Here is a 19089-nt window from a genome sequence, read left to right as displayed (position 1 = left end):
GAGCGTTTGATTAAAATTTTTATGACCGAACCGTTCTGATCTAAGATTCATATAATACTATTACCGATGATCAGGCAAAAGATCGGGGGCGAGGCCGCCGCAACTCCTGATTGCCGGCATCCCGCCCCCGCTCTTAATTTTTTATGCCGGCACTGCCCGCTTACCCTTGGGGAGGATCATAAAGGTCATCGGTAGTTGTTTCGATGACCTTTATATCCCTTACCCCTGTAAGTGTGCCGTTTGTGGTGAGGAATATCCCGCCGGCGATAAGCAAGTTCATGACTTCCATGGTTTCAGCCAGCTGAATATTCTCCCGCGGTTGGGGAACCGTTAAGGAAAACGCATTCCCTCCGGTGGTTGTGAAGGTTAATCTTGCTGTTCTGTTGGTGGTCACAGCCAATTTAATCACCTCCTTTATGCCTGTTATCACCCTCTGGTTTACTCCTCGTTTGTTAATTCATCCGTTCTTCTGAAGTAAACGTCGAGCAAGGTGTATTCCGAGAGGCTGAAGATGGCGTAAGCCGCGTCATAGACAGCTTGAGTCGAGGCATTGTAGACAATATTGTTAAGGGTTCGCTGGCTGGTTATGGGAGCGCCGGCGGGGCTGAGTCCGGTCTGATAAACTAATACCAGAGCCGCGCCGGATGGTGCTGAAACAACGGCCATTCCAATCGTCTCCTTTCTCTATATTGGACAGCTTACGGCTGTCTGGTATATACTATGCTGGACTTGTCCATAGGTGCCAAAATCAGGAATTAACTCTAAGGGGCTTCCTGGGGGGCGGCCACGATTTAATGGTCTCGGTCATGTATTCAATCAGCCGGCTGGCCTCTTTTCTTTTTTCTTCTTTCAACTCCGAATCGATATGGGCCAGATTGGTGAGTGCAGTCGTCAGATTGAAGAAGGTATCGGCGATAGTTTTGCAGCAAGCGTCGCATTGTTCTACATACTTGATGTGAGCGTCGAGGTCACGTTCGGTTTTAAGGTTGTGGGTCGGCAGGGCAGTTCGAACGGCAGAGGAGGCCTCTGCTTTGATGTTTTCTGGATTCGTCGGTCTTGACGGAGCATTAGCCTGCTCCTTTTTTAATTGGGAGATTGTGCTGTTAATGGTCTCCAGCCCTTTTTTTAGTACTTGATTCTCCTGAAACGCCTGATCCTTTTCTTGAAGCGCCTGGTCCTTCTCCTGTTTGGCCTGGTCTCTGTCCTTAAGGGCGTGCTGCAGCTCCTGTTTCGTCATATTACTGACATCATTCTGGGCGATGAATTCCTCCCGCTCCTCTTCCGGTAAACCCAGCAGGAGGAGGGCCTGGGTGTAAGTCAAAATCGACACCAGTGTCGATTTTGACCTGCCGGATCCGTCGGGGAAGTTAGGCCCGTATTCTTCGTAGAGCTTTATCAGCCTTTCGGCAGTTTTCTGGGAATAGCTCACAGACTCTTCCAGCCACTTACCCCATTCCCCGTGTTTGACCAGAGCTTTGGCTTCCTGCAAACGACAGCCGATTTCAATAGCGCTGGTAAGCAGGATTTTTTTGGTTTGGAAGGTTATCATATTTATTTCAGCCGCAATGACTAGCGGCGTGCGTTTGGTGACCGGATTATCCATGCCGCCCGTCCTTTCATTATTCGTCTAATTACAGCATACGCAGATGGGCAGCGGATGGTGAGGCTCTGCTTTTTATTAAAAAAGCAGAACCCCGGTCAATTTGATCTTGAACCGGGTTTCTGCTTCCAAGAATATTTTCCTTACTCATTACAATATATGCTTTGTCCGTAGAAATGTTACCAACTTAAAACAATCCTTTTGGCCATGGGAGAAAGAGTGACCCACGCCGGCATTGTGCCGGCCGGTACGGCGGAAGTAACGGGACGAGCAGTTGATCCTTTTTGAACACCTTCAGAACTTCTTCATCCTATTTCCTGCGCTAAGTCCAACTCCTCTTGAATATGATCGGAGATATCCCTTTTCATCCAAAAGCTCTTTTGCGGACAGCGTTTCGCTGCCTAAGGCGGACATCAGGCACTCGACTTGATCGGTAACTTGCTCGCGAACTTGTTCGGTTTGCATAAGATCATTTAAAGCATCTCGGATCACGCGGAGCATAAATTCAACAAAAGCTGTAGAATCCGCCGCTTTGTCGGCAACAGCCAATATGGTGTAATACTCCTGTTGACGTTCGCGGATTAAAGTCTCCACAGAAACAGATTACCCTAAACAAACTTACAATGAAGTGACACCAGAGCGTTGGTTTGCCATCATGGGCATGGGAAAATTATAGTTCAAGATCAATCAACTTATGATTAAGCACATCGACTAACCCTAAGTCTGTCAGTCCCAGCTTAGGAACTGTCGGCAAAGAAATAAAACAAAGAGTCATAAATGGGGACGGCAGGAGACATCCCAACTGTCGAGCTGCTGCATTAACGTCTTCAAGCTCTTTAATCACGATCTCAGCTGGTTTCTCACTCATTAGACCGCCGATTGGTAGTTCCATTTTACCTATTACTTGCCCATCATTCACGACAACCATACCACCCTGCAGCTTGTGAATCGCATTGACGGCGCAAGCCATATCTTGATCATTGGTACCGACGCAGACAATATTATGATGGTCATGAGACATGGACGTCGCTAGGGCCCCCTTTTTCAGCTGGAATCCCTTAACAAAACCAATCCCAACCCCACCGGTCTTACCATACCGCTCGGCAATCGCCAGTTTAAAAATATCCTTTTCGGGGCTGCTGAGGATTTGTCCGTTTGCTACCGGTAGTTCTTCTTCATCCCACTCGTTGATAATTTGGTCATTATAAATCCGAATCACGTTAACCCGAGTTGTTGACCCTTGACTTTTTGCCGGTACAACAAAGGAGTGCTCATCAATAGGCTTCTTGAGTTTAATGGTTTCTTTTATCCATTCAGGATAGTTACCCTGTTGGCTTCCCACCACAAGCTGACCGTTTTCAGCAACAACTTCCCCCTCGAAAATAACCTTGACCGGGGTGATGTTGGTTATGTCTTTAACGAGCAAGATATCGGCCAACCTGCCGGGGGTAATACTCCCTATCTCGTCTTCTAAACGGAAATGTCTTGCGGAATTCAGGGTTGCCATTTGGATGGCCTGCATGGGCGGCATCCCTAGCGAGATTGCCTTATTCACATTATAGTTAATATGGCCTTCTTCTCGGATATCGATGGCATGCTTGTCATCCGTACAGAAAATCAAATGTTCGTGGCTCAGACCGTGTTTGAGAACCCCAATAATAAGTTCCTCAACATTACGTTCCGTACTACCCTCACGAAGCATCACCGTCATGCCTAATTGCACTCTCTCGAGAAGGTGTTCATAGGTAACGCACTCATGGTCATCCGACATTCCCGCACTGGCATAAACATTTAGCTCTTGACCATCACGGCCAATGGCATGGCCATTAACCACCTTGCGGCGCTGTAAGGCAGCAGCAATTTTTTTCAGATATTCTTCTTTGATCACGAGAACCTTGGAAGGATCTAACTCCCCTAAACTGATGCTTTCTGGCCAATCCAACATTTCTTCTACTTCAGCAAGGCCAAGAATACCACCGGTAGTCTCCAAACCAGGTGCGGTGGGTACTCTAGAAGAGACCTGAATAAAGGTTCTATAAGGGAGCTGAGCAATGGAATTGACCAGTTCTTTTACACCGTCAATGCCTGCCACGTTGGCAATTTCCATTAAATCCGCCATAATCGTGGTCGTACCTTGGGGTACCAGGACATCCGCCAAGGCCTCAGGGGAGAGAAGGGTCGTTTCAACGTGCATATGCCCATCGATAAGACCCGGCACGGCATACATTCCGCCACAATCCAGGGTCTTTTTAGCCTTTAATTCAGCCAAGGGATCAATTGAAACAATTCGTTTCCCTTTAATGTAAATATTCGTGGGATAGATCTGGGATGAGTAGACATTAACCAGCTTAACATTTTCCAACTTTAAGTCACAATCGCTGATACTTAACCCGGCTTCAAGCACGGTCTTGATTTCTTCATAGGTTCGCATTGTCGTCACTCCTTATCGTTCCTCGCGAGAATATGAAAGTCCCAGTGCAGCAGGTGTTCCCGAACGCCTGTTTTTTGTTTCTCGTGTGGTGAGGACTAACACTGCAAATGTAAAAATATAAGGCAGCATCTGTAAGAAATTGGAGGGAATCATGACCCCTAAGGCTTGAAGATGCAGACCCAAGGAAGCTATAACACCAAACAGCCAGGCACCCAAAAGCGCACGACGCGGATCCCAGACAGCGAAAATAACGAGTGCGACCGCAATCCAGCCGCGGCCAGCCGACATGTTTTCAATCCAAGAGGTAGAATAGGCTAGCGATAGATAAGCACCACCTGCGCCAGCGAGCATCCCTCCGACGATCACAGCGGCATAGCGAATGAAAAAGATGTTGTGTCCCAGAGCATCGACGGCGGATGGATTTTCACCCGCTGCCCTGAGCAGCAGTCCTGCTTTGGTTTTATAAAGGACAAACCACAGGATGACAACTAGCACCACGCTGAGGTAAACCATAACATCTTGCTTGAAAAAGATTTCCCCGAGGACAGGAATTTGAGAGAGGCCCGGAACTGCAACGACCTTAAAGGTTGAAGTGGGTGGAATTCCCACCAAGTTACGTCCTAGGTAGGCAGACAGACCCGTACCGAAAATAGTCAACGCCAGGCCGCTCGCTACCTGACTCGCCCGGAAAGAGATGGTGATGACCGCATGAATGAGCGCCATAAGTCCGCCCGCCAGCAAGGCCACTAAGAGACCCAGCCATTTGTTTTGTGTAAAGGTCCCCACGTAAAAAGCGCTCACGGCTCCCACCAGCATCATGCCTTCCACGCCCAGGTTTAGGATGCCGCCACGCTCGGCAATGACTTCACCCAGAGACGCATAGAGAATCGGAGTGCCTGCCACAACTCCAGCTGCTAAGATGGCGATGATATAGTTTAAATCCATACCGTCATACCTTCTTTCTTACCAAACGGTAATTATTAAAGACTTCGCCAGCCAATACGAAGAACAGAATCGAGCCTTGAAACATGGACACCATACTTGATGGAAAACCAGAGGTCCGCAGACTGAAGCCGCCCACCAGCAGCGCGCCCATCATAAACGATACAAGTACGATACTTAAGGGGTTCAACCGGGCGAGCAGAGCTATGAGTATGGCGGTGTAGCCGTAGCCAGGAGAAATCGTCTGCTGCAGTCGGTGCAGCACGCCTGAAACCTCGGCCATGCCAGCAATTCCCGCGATGGCACCACTTAAGAACATCACCTTCAGAACATTTTTCACATAACTCATCCCGGCATAATCAGCCGCCTTGCGACTGGAACCGCTGACGGAGATCTCATATCCCCACTTAGAATATTTAATCAGGAAAAACATCGCTAACGCAATGATAACTACAAGAAAGATTGCATAACTGATTCGGGTATTGCCGAAAACAGGGATGGTCGCGCTCTCAGGAAATTGTTTCGTGAGCGGGAAATTGTTGCCCTTAGGGTCTTTCCAAGGACCATAGACCAGATAGGCCATCCAAAAATAGGCCACATAGTTCAGCAAGAGAGAGCTGATGGTTTCGTTAACATTCCAGAATGCCTTCGGAATTGCCGGAATCAAGGCCCAAAGCCCGCCGCAAATAAAACCGGCCAGCAACATCAGGGGTAGCATGATTAAAATTGGCAGATCCGAAAAAAACAGAGCGAAATAGGCCGCGCCGAAAGCGCCCATATAGAATTGCCCTTCCGCGCCGATGTTCCATAATTGCATGCGGAAAGCCAGTGAAACACCGAGCGAGCAAATGGCAAGAGGAATCATTTCCACGAGCGTTTCGCTGAGACCATAGATTGAACCAAAGGAGGCATGAAGAATTTCGCTGTAGAGCTCCAAAGGGTCTTTGCCGGTAATCAGTACAAAAAGTCCCGCAAAAAGTAAACCCAGCACAATGGAAGTCACCGAGATGCCGAACTTCTTCAGGGCAGAGCTGGAATTTGTTTTTTTGATCTCCCAACTTTCCAACAGTTTAAGCTTCATGAAGATCTACCTTTCTTTTGCCGGCCATCATCAGGCCGATTTCTTCACGCGTTGTTTCACTCGGCTTTACAACGCCCATGATTTCGCCCCCGTGCATTACGATGATTCGATCCGTCATGGAAAGAAGGTCTTCCAGATCCTCGGAAATAAGGAGCACTGCCTTACCCTTTTCGCTCTGCTCTATGAGCAGTCGTTTGACATAATCGGTTGCACCGATATCAAGGCCACGCATGGGATAGACCGCCACGATTAGCAAGGGATCGGAATCTATTTCACGCGCTAGCAGCAACTTCTGGATGTTTCCACCAGACATCATTTTAACGGGATTCGCCTTACTCGCTAACCTGACATCAAAGGCCTGGATCAATCGATCGGTGTCCTTTTTAACTTTATCCCAACGAATAAAGGCGCCACGATAGCTACGATAACTATTAAGCGCCATATTTTCATAGGCGTTAAGGTCCGGCGCCAGCCCAGTTGTCATGCGATCCTCCGGCACGTAGCTGATGCCGAGATTCATTCGCTTTTTACGGCCGGATTTTGTACAGTCTTTTCCACAAAAAGCAAGGTTTCCCATTTTAACCGAACGTATGCCTGCCACCACTTCGGCAAGCTCTTTCTGACCGTTTCCGTCAACACCCGCAATACCCAGTATTTCTCCGGCATATATATCAAGTGACATACTTTTCAATTTCAGCAAACCATTGTTGCCCAAAGCCGATACATTATCTAATGAAAAAATTTTATCTTGTTTTCGAGAGGATTTCTTTACTAACTGGTCCGCGATATTTCTGCCCACCATCATTTTAGCAAGCTCTTTTTCATTGGTATTTTTGGTATCAACCGTACCTATGGATTTACCGTCCCGTAGAACCGTTATGCGATCCGTATTTTCCAAAACCTCATTCATCTTGTGCGAAATAAGAATCACTGATTTCCCGCTCTCAATCATCTTTAAAAGCGTCTTAAATAGAGCATTTGCTTCCTGCGGCGTCAAAACAGCGGTCGGTTCATCGAGTATCAAAACCTGGGCACCAAGCAGGAGCAATTTGATGATTTCCACTCTCTGCTGTTCACCGACCGAGAGCTGCCAGATTTTCGCTTTGGGATCAATAGAAAGTCCAAATGCTTCCGATTGCTTGATTATTTGCTGTTCAATCTCTTTAAGGTTATAAATCTGTTTCAGGTCCTTAATACTAAGCATGATGTTCTCCGCCACAGTAAATGGCTGAACAAGCTTGAAATGCTGGTGCACCATTCCGATGCCGCAGTTGACCGCATCCTTGGGGGACGAGAATTCAGTTTTTTTGCCTTCAATATAGATCTGACCCCCGTCGGGATGATAGAGACCTGTCAGCACACTCATCAACGTGCTTTTGCCCGCCCCATTCTCACCCAGCAGAGCGTGGATTTCGCCGGATTTAACGTCAAAGGAAACTTGATCATTGGCTAGGATGCCCGGAAATTCTTTACTGATGTTACGCATTTCCACCATGGGTGTATCTCCCATTGAGTTCATCCTTTCAAACATTACCACAAACCGGCGAGAGTCTCACCGGTTTGTGGTTAACATCATTCTTAATATCGCATCGTTTAAGATTTCGGAATGGTTCCTTGAACGCCTTTGACAAACCAGTTATAGGAAAGGAGAAGATCATCTTTACCGGCTTCTCCTTCTTTGATCTTCAGAGCGCCACTTTGGTCATAGATTGGTCCCGAGAATGGATCAAATTTACCACTCATGATATCTTGTTTTTTGGCAAGTACGAGAGCTTGGAAGTCTTTGTCGACCTTATCACTGAACGGTGTTATATCAATGATACCGCCGTCTTTCATTCCACCAAAGTATTGTGTTGGTTTCCAGGTTTTGGCTTCAACTTGCTTGATCACGTCCACAAAATAAGGACCCCAGTTGGATACATCACCCACGAGGAGAGCATTAGGAGCAAATTTTGTCATATCGGAATCGTGACCGATGGCAAGCTTACCCCTGTCCTGGGCGGTCTGAGCAAAGGTTGGCGAATCAACATGCATTGCCAACATGTCTGCTCCTGCGTCAATCAGACTATTGGCAGCAGTTTTCTCCGTCGGGGGATCGTTCCAAGAATTTGTCCAAACAACGTTAACTTGGATTTTAGGGTTCACTGACTGAGCTCCAAGCGTAAACGCGTTGATATTGCGGATAACTTCAGGTGTACCGAAGGGTGCAATAAATCCAATCACATTGGTCGTGGTGTATTTGCCTGCCACCATTCCGGTCAGATAGCGGGCTTGATAGTCACGATTGAAATAAGTGCCTAAATTGTCAGTGGTTTTATAGCCACTGCAATGTTCAAAGACGACATTCGGGAATTTCTTGGACACATTAACCATATAATCCATGTAGCCATAGCTGGTGCCGATAATGACATTGTAGCCCTTTTGTGCAAAATCCGTGAAAACACGTTCACAGTCTGCAGTCTCAGGAACGTTTTCCACGAAGGCTGTTTCAACGTTCTTCATATTGGCTTCGAGGTATTTTCGACCCTGATCCTGGGCGTAAGTATAGCCAAAGTCACCTACTGGTCCAACATATACAAAGGCTACTTTGATTTTTGCTGCAGCGGCATCAGGCGCTGGGGTAGCAGCTGGGGTCGGAGCCTTAGCACCACAGCCTGAGATAACTAGCAATAGTGATACTAATAAAGTGATTAAAACTGTACCTCTCCGTTTAAAACTCATTTCTCTTTCCTCCGATTTCTTCTCTTTTTTATTGTCACGCTTAAGGAAAATATGAACCTGGGAAAGTGCTAACTAGTACTAAATTAAGAAGCCTCCTCGGCTATACCAGCCATTAATAGTCCCAAAATACGTTCATCTGTTTCCTCAACCGACATGACCTTCATGACCCTTCCCTCATAAAGCACTGCTATGTTGTCACAGATACTCAACAGTTCTTCGAGATCCTCAGAAATCAACATGATTCCAATTCCATTACCACGGGCTTCTAGGAGTTTGCTATGCAAATACTCCGTTGCCCCGATGTCCAACCCTCGGGTAGGATAAGCCGCTACCAGCGCTACAGGACTACGGGTTATTTCTCTGGCAAGAATAACCCGCTGGATGTTGCCACCAGACAGCCTCCCTGTGGGGGTTTCCAAGTTCGGAGTTTTTATCCCGTACTTTTCTACCAAAGATGAACTGTGCGACATAATTACCCGGTTTTGGAGCAGTAAACGTTTTGCAAAGGGGGGCAGGTGGTGATCCTTAAGAATCAGGTTTTCCCAGATACTAAAGGAAGGAAGGGTTCCCACATGAAGCCTGTCTTCTGGGATATAACCCAGACCCTGCTGGATGATACGAGCCGGTGACATTTTCGTGCAATCTTTACCGTTTAAACTAATCCTACCTTTACTTAGTTTTCTCAGCCCAGCGATTACTTCGGCAAGTTCTTTTTGCCCGTTCCCTGAAACCCCAGCAATGCCTAATATCTCTCCTTCTCTGATCGTGAGAGAAACTCCTGCCAAAGCCTCTGTCCCTTTATCCCCATGGGCGAAAACATCCTGGAGCTCTAGAACCGTCTTCCCTGGAGAGAACATTCCTTCCCTTCTACAGGGAGCCATTTCTCGGCCCACCATCAGCTGGGCAAGGGCTTCCTGAGAGGTATCCCTAGTCAAGACATCAGCGCACACTTCACCATCCCTAAGTACGGTAACCCTATCGCTCAAGGCCATCACTTCGTGTAATTTGTGGCTAATCAAGATGATTGAGTTACCCTGTGCGGACATATTCCTGAGTAACTGGATTAACTCATTGGACTCTTGGGGAGTGAGAACCGCTGTCGGTTCATCAAGAATTAATAGGTTAGCACCACGATAAAGTGCTTTGATTATCTCTACACGCTGCTGTTCTCCAACACTTAGTTGCCAAACGTAAGCATCAGGATTAATGGCTAAACCATAGGTATCCGTAATTTCTTGAATCCTTTGGGCTGCCGTTTTAAGATCCACTAAGAACGTCTTAGATAGCCCTAATATGACATTTTCACTAACGGTAAGTGTAGGCACCAGCATAAAGTGCTGGTGTACCATACCTATCCCGTGAGCAATGGCTTCCCGAGGAGAATTTATCTTGACTGGTTTACCATTTAGCAAAATTTTACCTTCATCTGCTTGATAAAGGCCGTAAAGGATATTCATCAATGTGGTTTTGCCTGCTCCATTTTCACCAAGAATAGCCAATACCTCGCCAGCTTTTATATGGATATTGACATCGCGGTTACTTAGGACACCGGGAAAACGTTTAGTGATTCCACACATCTCTAGGTGCTCAATCTTTTCAGCCATTTGTATTCACCCGTTATTTCTTCGGTAATTCCACCTTTAATTTACCGCTAATGATGTCTTGCTTAGCCTGTTCAACTGCGGCTTTAGCTTCTGCCGGGATCTTGTCAGCCAATTTAGCATTGTACTTTAATTCAATCGTTCCGTCAGCAAAACTCAAGGTTAAGACTTGTCCACCGAGAGTTCCATTTTTGCGTAATTCAATTATTTTATTGACAACTTTTTCCCAGTTATACACTTGGGCAGCCAAAACATGGTCAGGGGCAATACCGCTTTGGTCCATATCCGTTGATAGCCAGTATTTACCTTGGGTTTCGGCGACTGCTCTCAAAGCTCCAACAGCTTGCTGCGAGGAACCAGTGAGGATATCTGCTCCAGCACTCATTTGGGTTTTGGCCAGGTTGCCTGCACCCACTATATCATTAAAAGAGCCAGTATAGGCGATACGCGCTTTAACATCTGCTTTACCCTTAAGTACACCTTGCTGTACACCATAATTATACTTAACTGCATCACCGGATTCGACAGGTCCAACAATCCCCACGATACCCGTTTTAGATGTCATGGCTGCAAGCATACCTAGCAGATAGCCACCTTCTTGGGCCTGTGGATCATATGCAAAAACGTTGGGTTGAGTCGCAAAACCAGTACCATAGGCGAAGGTTGTTTTAGGGAAGTCCTTGGTAATTTCGCTTAAGACGCTTTGGTACTGAGAACCGTGGGCAAAGATAATGCCATACCCCTGGGTTGCATACTGGCGTATGGCAGACCCTGCATCCACAGCATTACCCAACTTTTCACTGATGGCAAGCTCAACTTTGTCTTCACCCATGGTTTTCTGAACAGCTTTTAGACCTTCCACCATGGACTGGCCCCAAGCCAAATCATCAACAGTAGCAGGAAGTACAAGAGCGATGCGAATCTTTTCCACTTTTGCGGTATCAGGGGCAGGATCTGACTTAGCGGTCGTTTTGGTACCACAGCCAGTTAAGGCTAAGAGAGTAAGGGCAGCCAACAATAGAGCTAGTACTCTTTTCTTCATGTCTTTTTCCTCCTAAACTTTTCTTTTATAATTAACCTCTGGTTCCGCGTTCAAAGGGTTTACCCAATGCTGCTGGGGCCCAGACGCGTCCATAGGAAATTGCCAGAGCTATAATTGTGACCATGTAAGGCAAAATAACGGCCAATTCGTAGGGGAAATTGATTCCCAACACTTGAACCATGCTCTGAAAGGAATCAGCCAGACTAAATAAGAGAGAACCAAGCAAAATACCCCAAGGACTCCAACGTCCGAAGTAAACTAGGGCAATGGCGATAAAGCCTCTGCCTGCCGTAATATTGTCAGCATACATATTCGCTTGACCAATAGTCAGGAAGGCTCCGGCCAGAGCGGCTAGCATACCGCCTACAACCAAACACTGATACCTAATGCGAACAACACTTACCCCCAGGGTGTCTGCTGCCTCCGGTTTATTGCCAACTGCCCGCACATTGAGCCCCCAACTCGTTTTAAAAAGTATAAAGCCTGTCAACGGAACCAGTAGAAACGCAGTATATACTAAAACGTTATGTTCAAATAGTACTGGCCCTAAGAATGGAATAGTACTAAGCAGGGGAATTTTTATGGCCTTCAAGCCTTCGATGGACGTAATTCCTCCCACGTATAGGCGAAACAACAACCCTGATAGACCCCAGCCAAACATGTAAAGTCCAATACCACTAATTCCCTGTTCAGCCTTAAAGGTGACGCTGACCACAGCCATTAATAAGCCCATTAACGCCCCGATGGCCAAGCTAACAAGAATGCCTAAGAGCGGACTTCCCAACTGCAGAGTCGCAAAAAAGCCCGCAAAAGCTCCCATCATCATGATTCCTTCCACGCCTAGGTTATAAACACCTGAGCGTTGAACAAACATTTCCCCTAAGGCTGCTAACAAGTAAGGCGTGGCCAGACGGATTCCAGTCGCGAGGATAATAATGATAATATCGGAATTCATAACACTGTCCATTATGACTCGCCACCTTCCTTGTCCACTTTTTCCCTAAAGAACTTAGCCTTTAATACGGTTAAAGAACCTGAGTTCCTTTGGAAATAATCACTTGACACCACAAATAGGACGACTAGTCCTTGAATTACCATGATCATGGCTGCCGGAATGTTTACAGCCCTTTGCATCATATCCGCCCCTAACAGCAAGGCTCCGAACAGCACCGCCGCAGGTATAGTCCCCAATGGATGCAGGCGACCAAACAATGCAGCCACAATACCACTGAACCCGTACCCTGCAGATATACCCTCTAAAGCGCGGTGATGAACTCCAGTTACCTCGACTACACCTGCCAGTCCAGCCATACCACCCGCAAGGGCCATCGCCAGTACTAAATACCATTCCACTCTAATACCCGCGTAACGGGCGGCCTCAGGTCCTGCCCCCACTGCTCGCATGCGATATCCAATACTGGTTCGCCATAAGAAGATATAAACCAATACTGCTAACACAAGCGCGAAAATCAGACCCGAATGGAGTCTCGTACCTGGAATTAGGCGGCTAAGCCAGACTTGATCTGGGATTAAGGCTGTCTGTGGTACGCCTGTGCCGTACGATACCTCATTTGGGTCAATTAACGGACCACGTATCAGAAACATATATAGCTGAAACGCAATTTGATTAAGCATCACCGTACTGAGAATCTCATTTACTGATAGCCGTGCCTTCAACCAGCCCGCAATCCCCCCCCAAATCGCACCACTCAAACCACCAATTAAAAATATCAATGGGAGTAGGATTACCGCTGGCATATCGGGCAAGGAGTTGGCTACCGCGGCCGCGCCAATAGCTCCTGCTAGAATCTGCCCCTCTGCTCCAATGTTAATAATTCCACTTCGGAAAGAAATAACAATACCCAACCCCACCAAGAGTAGGGGAACTGACCGCACCAAGGTCTCGGTTATCCCGTATTTGTCATGCACTGGACCTGAAAACATAACCCCATAAGCAATAATTGGGTCCGACTTGGCTAAAAGCAGAAATAATGCACCGACTAGCAACGCTCCCACCAAAGCAGCAAACAATACTGCAACTTGTTTTAAGATCCGTCTGAATTTTAAGTTCAACCTCTACAACTCCATCCTGTTGGGAAATTCAATTATGTATGATTTTCAAGTTGCGCTGACCAAGGATGGTCGATTGTTCCGTAGCCAAGGATGGCGAGTGGGAACCATCGCCATCCCTTGGCGAGAAGAAAAGCTTCCTAGAGATAATCATCCCCAGAAAGCTTCATCGCTCGTTACTGTGCTATAACTATATTATATTACCTATGCCAAAAAAACACAATAAATACTTGGTGTACAACATCAGGTTCTAAAAGCATCGCCCTGTTTCATACTCAATGGGGTCTATTAATCCATTCTCCTCAAATCCATGTAACCGTCCCACACATGCAGGACAAACACCACATGCCTTTTCCTTACCATTATAACAACTCCAGGTTAATTGGAATGGAGTACCAATTTTTTTCCCTAGGGCAACCACTTCACTTTTGCTAAACCATTGAAGTGGCGTTACGAGACGAACTTTCATATAGGAGCCGATATATATTGCATTTGCCATAGCTCCATTAAATTCTGGAGTACAATCTGGATATGCCCAGTTTCTCGCATCTTCGGAATGCGCCCCATAGAAGATTGTGTCTGCACCTTTAATTAATGAAATTGATGTGGCGACTGATAGCAAATTTGCGTTACGAAAAGGTACGTAAGTTGGAGATATTCCTTGACTTGTACTAAGTTCTTCATAGGTTTTTTCTGGGTTTTGTCTATCCTGATCAATAAGAGTAGACCCTCCCCCTTTGAAAATATCGGGGAGTTGTTGGATAATATGATCTTTGAGTCCTAAGTGCTTAGACACCTCCCGTGCTGCATCGATTTCTTTAGCGTGTTTTTGCCCATAAAATAAGCTGAGTGCGAGAACATTTTCTGGACCAAATTCTCGACAAGCCAAAACTGCGCAAGTCGTACTATCAATTCCTCCGCTGAGAAGAACAATGGCTGAACGGGGACTATCCATGGGAATCTCTCCAATTCTACAATTCAATTTAGAAGATACATTACCTTAAAACTCCAAGTCCTCTTAATTTACCTTTCAAATATCAAATTGTCAATTGACACCCCTACAGCCTTCCTCCCAACTGTCAAACTTTCCACTGTGAGATCATAGTATGCACTATAAGGATACTAATTTTCTGACTAAAACAACTCAGGCGTGGAGATAAATAAGTGATATGGGAAACCTAAAAGGGGGTTACCGGCTTGGATAAAATAGCATCCACCACCAGTATCCTAGAATTAGCACCTGAAGAATTAATAATTGCAACGCAGTTGGAACCGTCTACGTATGTAGTTACCGTTAAGGTTTATGAACGAGAGCACTTTCTAGCTAACCCAAATCTGTCCGTTAATCAAAAGCAGATAGATCTGTACTCCATTTATCCTGGCAGACTCATTCAAACTTTTGCTGAAATCAAGGATAAGTATGAAGGCTGGTCTAAAATCGACAAAACTCTACCTACTGAGCTTATTGGCATTCATAATCAAGATCCCTACATTCTCTATATACAATTTTCGATCAACCAGCGATACTTCCAATATAAACGTTGCTTAGCGAGCAGTAGTGAAACGGTGCAAGAAGAATTATTTGGCAGAAAAGACCATTCTCGCTTGAGGGCCTTATGTCATGAGGATGAACAATATCTCATTTCTAAGTTAAGGTTCATGCCCAAAGCGAAAAAAGCGATTAGCTTTTATTCCCTGAAAACGTCCTATGGCTTTACCCATGCTAAAAGACATCTTACTTTCCGTTAGTGAAAACAAACCGAAGTACGATAAAGAAAACTTGGTTAGCGCCAAGCCGTCAGTCGTCGGTGGTCGCCTTAGTTGCACTTATGTTTCCAGAAAGTATGTAACGAAAGTTATGCTTTCTGATCAATATAAAAAATGGGCACGATGCTCGTGCCCAAACAAGGGGATTCTCATCGTCAAACTGATAAGAATTCCCACCTCTTATAATTCCTCTCAGGCTTAAGACCGCACAAACTTACCCATTTTTACTTTGAAAGACTTTCATGAAATCAACTAATGCCAGTGCCCCTTCAAGGCTCATGGCATTATAGATGGATGCCCGGAGACCGCCCACTGAACGATGGCCTTTTAGACCAATCATTCCCTGTTGTGTGGCCTCAACCGCGAATTTTTTCTCCAAATCTTCACTAGGTAAGCGGAAGGTGATATTCATAAGTGAGCGGCTATCTTTGAGGGCATGGCCTCGATAATAGCCTTGGCTGTTATCAATAGTATTATAGATTAAGACTGCTTTCTCTGCATTGCGTTTTTCCGCTGCGACCAGTCCTCCGTTATTTTTTAGCCAGCGCAGGACCAGATTCACCATATATACGGAAAAGCTAGGTGGAGTGTTGTAGAGGGAATCGTTTTTAGCGTGAATATCATAACGCAACATCGAAGGGATATTAGTTGGGATACCCTCCAATAAATCCTTCCGAATAATCACCACGGTAACGCCAGCAGGACCAAGGTTTTTCTGCGCTCCGGCATAAATCAAGCCGAACTTCGAAACATCAAAGCGACGTGACATGATATCACTCGACATATCGCCAACTAAGGAAACGTCCCCTAAGTCTGGGAAAGACTGCCATTGGGTACCGAAGATGGTGTTATTTGAACAAAGATGAACGTAGGCGGGACCTTTACTCACCTTAATTTCATCTGTTCTAGGAATGCGAGTGTAGTTTTCTTCCTTAGTACTGGCAGCTATATTAGTTTTAATAAATTTTGAGGCTTCCTTTTGGGCTTTTTCCGCCCAGGCGCCAGTGAGGATATAGTCAGCATGACTGTCGGCGGAGACTAAGTTCATAGGCACAGCTGCGAACTGAGTACTTGCACCCCCTTGCAGAAATAAAACTCGATAGTTTTCCGGCACGCCTAGCAATTCCTTGACGAGAGCTTCTGCTTCGGAATTAATGGCTTCGTATTCTTTGGTACGATGGCTATTTTCCATCACTGACATGCCTGTGCCTCTAAAATTAAGCAGTTCACTTTGCGCTTCTTCTAAAACCACAAGCGGCATTGTGGCTGGGCCTGCATTGAAGTTGAAAATTCTTTCCATGGTCAGTCAATCCTCCTAAGATTGTATTATTTTGCACAATCAATTACTTTATTAGACCATTATACCCTTTCAGATCAGCTGTAGCAATGCTATTTTAAAAATTTATTCTATTATATGACACAGCGGAAGAAACAGGACATACTAATCTCTAGTCGCTAGGATCTCGACATACGGTAGTGACTTTATTTTGTAATAAGCCCTACTTTGGGCCACCAAAACAGAAACGGCTGTTCCAGCGGCCGCACCCAGCAAAGCCATGAGCGGGAGATCTGCCGGTAGAGAGTACATATCATTGCTCATTGACTCCGCCATACTAAAACTTAACCCATAGGCCATGGGTATGCCTAAAAGGATTCCGAAAACATATAGAGTCCACTGTTCTGAGGTTATGACCCGTAATACCTCTCGCGGTGTCATGCCTAGAACTCGTAGGGAAGCCAATTCTCGTTTCCGTTCGGAGAGGGAAATGATACTGGAATTATAGATCAGAGCAAAACCCGTAATTCCACCCAAAATTGCTAGTAGCCAAGTCGTAAAACCGTAAGAATCCATCATTTTCCGGATCTTATCCCCCGTATCTTTAAGGGATTCAATCGACGAGACATTACTGGCATTGCGATACTTGCTTTTAATTTTTCCTACCTCAGATTGATCCATTTTGACGAGCATTGATGTGCTGATTTCTCCCTGCCTCAGAAAACGTTGCAGTTCTTTATCCTCCATGAAGGCATTAAGTCCGACATATTGAGGCACAACACCCTGAACCAGCAAGGATTCACCCTTTTGCCCGATGAGTTCTCTCCTCCAGGGACTCTCAACATAAATTAAGTCTCCAGCTTTGACGTTCAAGGTCTTGGCCAAATGCTCGGACAATAAGATTCCATGATCAGGGACCTCTATGTGCTTACCGTCTTTATCTAAGATATTATAAAGCGTGGAGTCTTTGGATAGGCCCATCAGAGCAACTTCCTTCTTTAACCAACCATTTTTTAATGTGGCTGGTACTTCTAGAAGGGGTTCGACTTTAGTAACTCCCGGTTCATGAATTACGGCTTGTTGTGTCAACCTCGTGGAGGAGGGCTGAGTCAATTGGATTTTCACATCGTAGGTTTGAACTTGTTCTAATTGAACCACTGTCATCAATTCTGTCATGTTTTGCATAGACCAAGATACCGTCATCAAACTAAAAACAACAGCAATACCCAGGGTGTTGAATAAGCTTCTGGTGGGGGTACGAAACACATCCCGTATTCCCATCTGGGCTTGAGAGGAAATATTACGCCAGAACCATGTGATCTTCTCGATTTGAGTCTTACTCGCAGTGCCTGGCGCTGGAGGCCTCATGGCTTGGGCCGGTTCCAAGCGCAAAATATCCAGACTCCCTTTAACCCCACTCAGAACACTGAAGAAGAGCGAAAGAGCCAGGCCAATCAATAAGTATTTAACGGAGAATTCACTTTTAAGTCCAGGCAAGGCAAAGAATTCTTTGTACATAGCCGTTAAGGGAAACGAAAGGGCAACTCCCAATAAGCTCCCGATTAATCCTCCGAGAGTTCCAATGACCAAGGGATAGGTCAGATAATGCAAAATCACCTCTCGATCCGTAAAGCCAAACGCCTTAAGCGTCCCTATGGCAACCCGTTGCTGTTCGATCAGTCGTTTCAACATCGTGTACAATATAATGGCAGCGACTCCAAGAAACACCACAGGAAGAGTTTTAGACATCGTTCGGATCTGTTTGATTTCACTATTCAAGATGGAATTACTCGTTTGATCTTTACGAGGGACCATACTTTGTACCCCGTAGGGCTTTAACGCAGCTTGCAGACTATCTTTAACTGAAGCAAAATCAATCCCACTTTTCAAAGTAACGACCAGATCATTGACCTGGCCTTTTTCCTTAACCAGTGCTTTCAGAGAACTTAAGGGAACATAGGCTATTCCAAATTCTTCAGGTGAGGGATAAAAGTCTTGGGCGGTCTTCATGATGTAAATAAATTCCGGACTTTGAGCGGTTCCAGTGATAAAGAAAGTCACTTGTTGTCCGTCTAAGTTAGCAGTAATACTATCGCCTAAGGACAGATGATTGGCTGACAAAAACTTCGGATCCACGAGAATCTCAGGTTGGTTATCGTCCGGAAGTTGCCCCATGATTAGACGAAGTTGGTTAATTTTTTGGGGATTAGTCATATTGATGGAAACCATTCTGAGATAGCGATTGGAATCTTTCTGTTCGTCCAAAAGGCGGACATCTTTGACAATTCGGCCCTCAGCCTGATCGATTCCGGGTATAAACGTGAGAGAGTTTACTTTATTCTCTGGATACCCTTTGACACTGATAAATCCGTCCCCAAAGTGGGTTTCACTATAGAATTCCTTTTGTGCCCGATCCAGACTTTCCACCACGACAGACATCGAAGTAAAGACGATCAATCCGATCGCGATCACCACGACGCAAGCGAAATAAACGCCCTTATTCTCTAAAATATCTCTCCAGGTCTTTCTTCTGAGCATTACCATGAGATGAGAACGTC

Annotated in this window: 18 protein-coding genes; 2 read left to right on the top strand and 16 right to left on the bottom strand. The window is 45.8% G+C overall.

Features of this window, described 5'->3' with window-relative positions:
* Positions 1-160: 160 nt before the first annotated feature.
* The 13 genes from E4K67_RS11870 to E4K67_RS11810 all read right to left on the bottom strand — a co-directional run bounded on the left by E4K67_RS11870 (position 161) and on the right by E4K67_RS11810 (position 13491).
* The gene (locus tag E4K67_RS11870) at positions 161-400 is read right to left on the bottom strand and encodes a DUF2922 domain-containing protein (protein WP_135546988.1); all 240 of its coding nucleotides are present in this window, start codon (positions 398-400) and stop codon (positions 161-163) included.
* A 38-nt stretch (positions 401-438) separates the two neighbouring features.
* Positions 439-666 (bottom strand): DUF1659 domain-containing protein, encoded by a 228-nt coding sequence (locus E4K67_RS11865; protein ID WP_135546821.1) that lies wholly within the window; start codon positions 664-666, stop codon positions 439-441.
* An 82-nt stretch (positions 667-748) separates the two neighbouring features.
* Positions 749-1603, bottom strand: coding sequence for a DUF3102 domain-containing protein (locus tag E4K67_RS11860; protein WP_135546819.1), 855 nt, complete (start codon positions 1601-1603; stop codon positions 749-751).
* A 291-nt stretch (positions 1604-1894) separates the two neighbouring features.
* The gene (locus E4K67_RS11855; RefSeq protein WP_199242521.1) at positions 1895-2194 is read right to left on the bottom strand and encodes a hypothetical protein; all 300 of its coding nucleotides are present in this window, start codon (positions 2192-2194) and stop codon (positions 1895-1897) included.
* A gap of 76 nt (positions 2195-2270) precedes the next feature.
* On the bottom strand, positions 2271-4031 hold the full coding sequence (gene ade, locus E4K67_RS11850; protein WP_135546817.1) for an adenine deaminase: 1761 nt from the start codon (positions 4029-4031) through the stop codon (positions 2271-2273).
* Positions 4032-4043: 12 nt separating this feature from the next.
* Positions 4044-4976: an ABC transporter permease gene (locus E4K67_RS11845; RefSeq protein WP_135546815.1), complete on the bottom strand. Its 933-nt coding sequence runs from the start codon at positions 4974-4976 to the stop codon at positions 4044-4046.
* Between the two features lie 4 nt (positions 4977-4980).
* The gene (locus E4K67_RS11840) at positions 4981-6054 is read right to left on the bottom strand and encodes an ABC transporter permease (RefSeq protein WP_135546813.1); all 1074 of its coding nucleotides are present in this window, start codon (positions 6052-6054) and stop codon (positions 4981-4983) included.
* The gene (locus E4K67_RS11835; protein ID WP_135546811.1) at positions 6044-7549 is read right to left on the bottom strand and encodes an ABC transporter ATP-binding protein; all 1506 of its coding nucleotides are present in this window, start codon (positions 7547-7549) and stop codon (positions 6044-6046) included. The genes E4K67_RS11840 and E4K67_RS11835 overlap by 11 nt, the downstream gene beginning before the upstream one ends.
* A 98-nt stretch (positions 7550-7647) precedes the next feature.
* Positions 7648-8775: a BMP family ABC transporter substrate-binding protein gene (locus tag E4K67_RS11830; protein ID WP_135546809.1), complete on the bottom strand. Its 1128-nt coding sequence runs from the start codon at positions 8773-8775 to the stop codon at positions 7648-7650.
* An 83-nt stretch (positions 8776-8858) separates the two neighbouring features.
* A complete protein-coding gene (locus tag E4K67_RS11825) occupies positions 8859-10379 on the bottom strand; it encodes an ABC transporter ATP-binding protein (RefSeq protein ID WP_135546808.1) in 1521 nt (506 codons plus the stop codon).
* 13 nt (positions 10380-10392) lie between these two features.
* Positions 10393-11418, bottom strand: coding sequence for a BMP family lipoprotein (locus E4K67_RS11820; RefSeq protein ID WP_135546806.1), 1026 nt, complete (start codon positions 11416-11418; stop codon positions 10393-10395).
* A 31-nt stretch (positions 11419-11449) separates the two neighbouring features.
* Positions 11450-12385, bottom strand: a complete 936-nt coding sequence (locus E4K67_RS11815) for an ABC transporter permease (RefSeq protein ID WP_135546803.1) — start codon at positions 12383-12385, stop codon at positions 11450-11452.
* Positions 12385-13491 (bottom strand): ABC transporter permease, encoded by a 1107-nt coding sequence (locus E4K67_RS11810; RefSeq protein WP_243454422.1) that lies wholly within the window; start codon positions 13489-13491, stop codon positions 12385-12387. The genes E4K67_RS11815 and E4K67_RS11810 overlap by 1 nt, the downstream gene beginning before the upstream one ends.
* Positions 13492-13525: 34 nt before the next feature.
* On the opposite strand from E4K67_RS11810, the gene E4K67_RS29735 reads away from it, so the two are divergent.
* On the top strand, positions 13526-13678 hold the full coding sequence (locus tag E4K67_RS29735; protein WP_158408459.1) for a hypothetical protein: 153 nt from the start codon (positions 13526-13528) through the stop codon (positions 13676-13678).
* Positions 13679-13738: 60 nt separating this feature from the next.
* On the opposite strand, the gene queC is transcribed toward E4K67_RS29735, so the two are convergent.
* Complete coding sequence (gene queC, locus E4K67_RS11805; RefSeq protein ID WP_135546801.1) at positions 13739-14443, bottom strand: 7-cyano-7-deazaguanine synthase QueC; 705 nt, start codon at positions 14441-14443, stop codon at positions 13739-13741.
* Positions 14444-14685: 242 nt separating this feature from the next.
* Here queC and E4K67_RS11800 point away from each other — a divergent pair, with 242 nt between their 5' ends.
* On the top strand, positions 14686-15237 hold the full coding sequence (locus E4K67_RS11800) for a hypothetical protein (protein ID WP_135546800.1): 552 nt from the start codon (positions 14686-14688) through the stop codon (positions 15235-15237).
* A 232-nt stretch (positions 15238-15469) separates the two neighbouring features.
* Here the strand turns inward: E4K67_RS11800 and serC are convergent, their stop codons facing one another.
* Together serC and E4K67_RS11790 are read right to left on the bottom strand one after the other, a co-directional pair.
* On the bottom strand, positions 15470-16555 hold the full coding sequence (serC, locus tag E4K67_RS11795; RefSeq protein ID WP_135546799.1) for a 3-phosphoserine/phosphohydroxythreonine transaminase: 1086 nt from the start codon (positions 16553-16555) through the stop codon (positions 15470-15472).
* Positions 16556-16696: 141 nt separating this feature from the next.
* Complete coding sequence (locus E4K67_RS11790) at positions 16697-19075, bottom strand: ABC transporter permease (protein WP_135546797.1); 2379 nt, start codon at positions 19073-19075, stop codon at positions 16697-16699.
* Between the last annotated feature and the right edge of the window lie 14 nt (positions 19076-19089).

Origin of the sequence: Desulfosporosinus fructosivorans, assembly GCF_004766045.1 — a bacterium.
In the GTDB taxonomy this organism is placed as follows: Bacteria; Bacillota; Desulfitobacteriia; order Desulfitobacteriales; family Desulfitobacteriaceae; genus Desulfosporosinus; species Desulfosporosinus fructosivorans.
The sequence above is the reverse complement of the archived record's forward strand: the minus strand, read 5'-3'. Positions and strand labels throughout refer to the sequence as shown.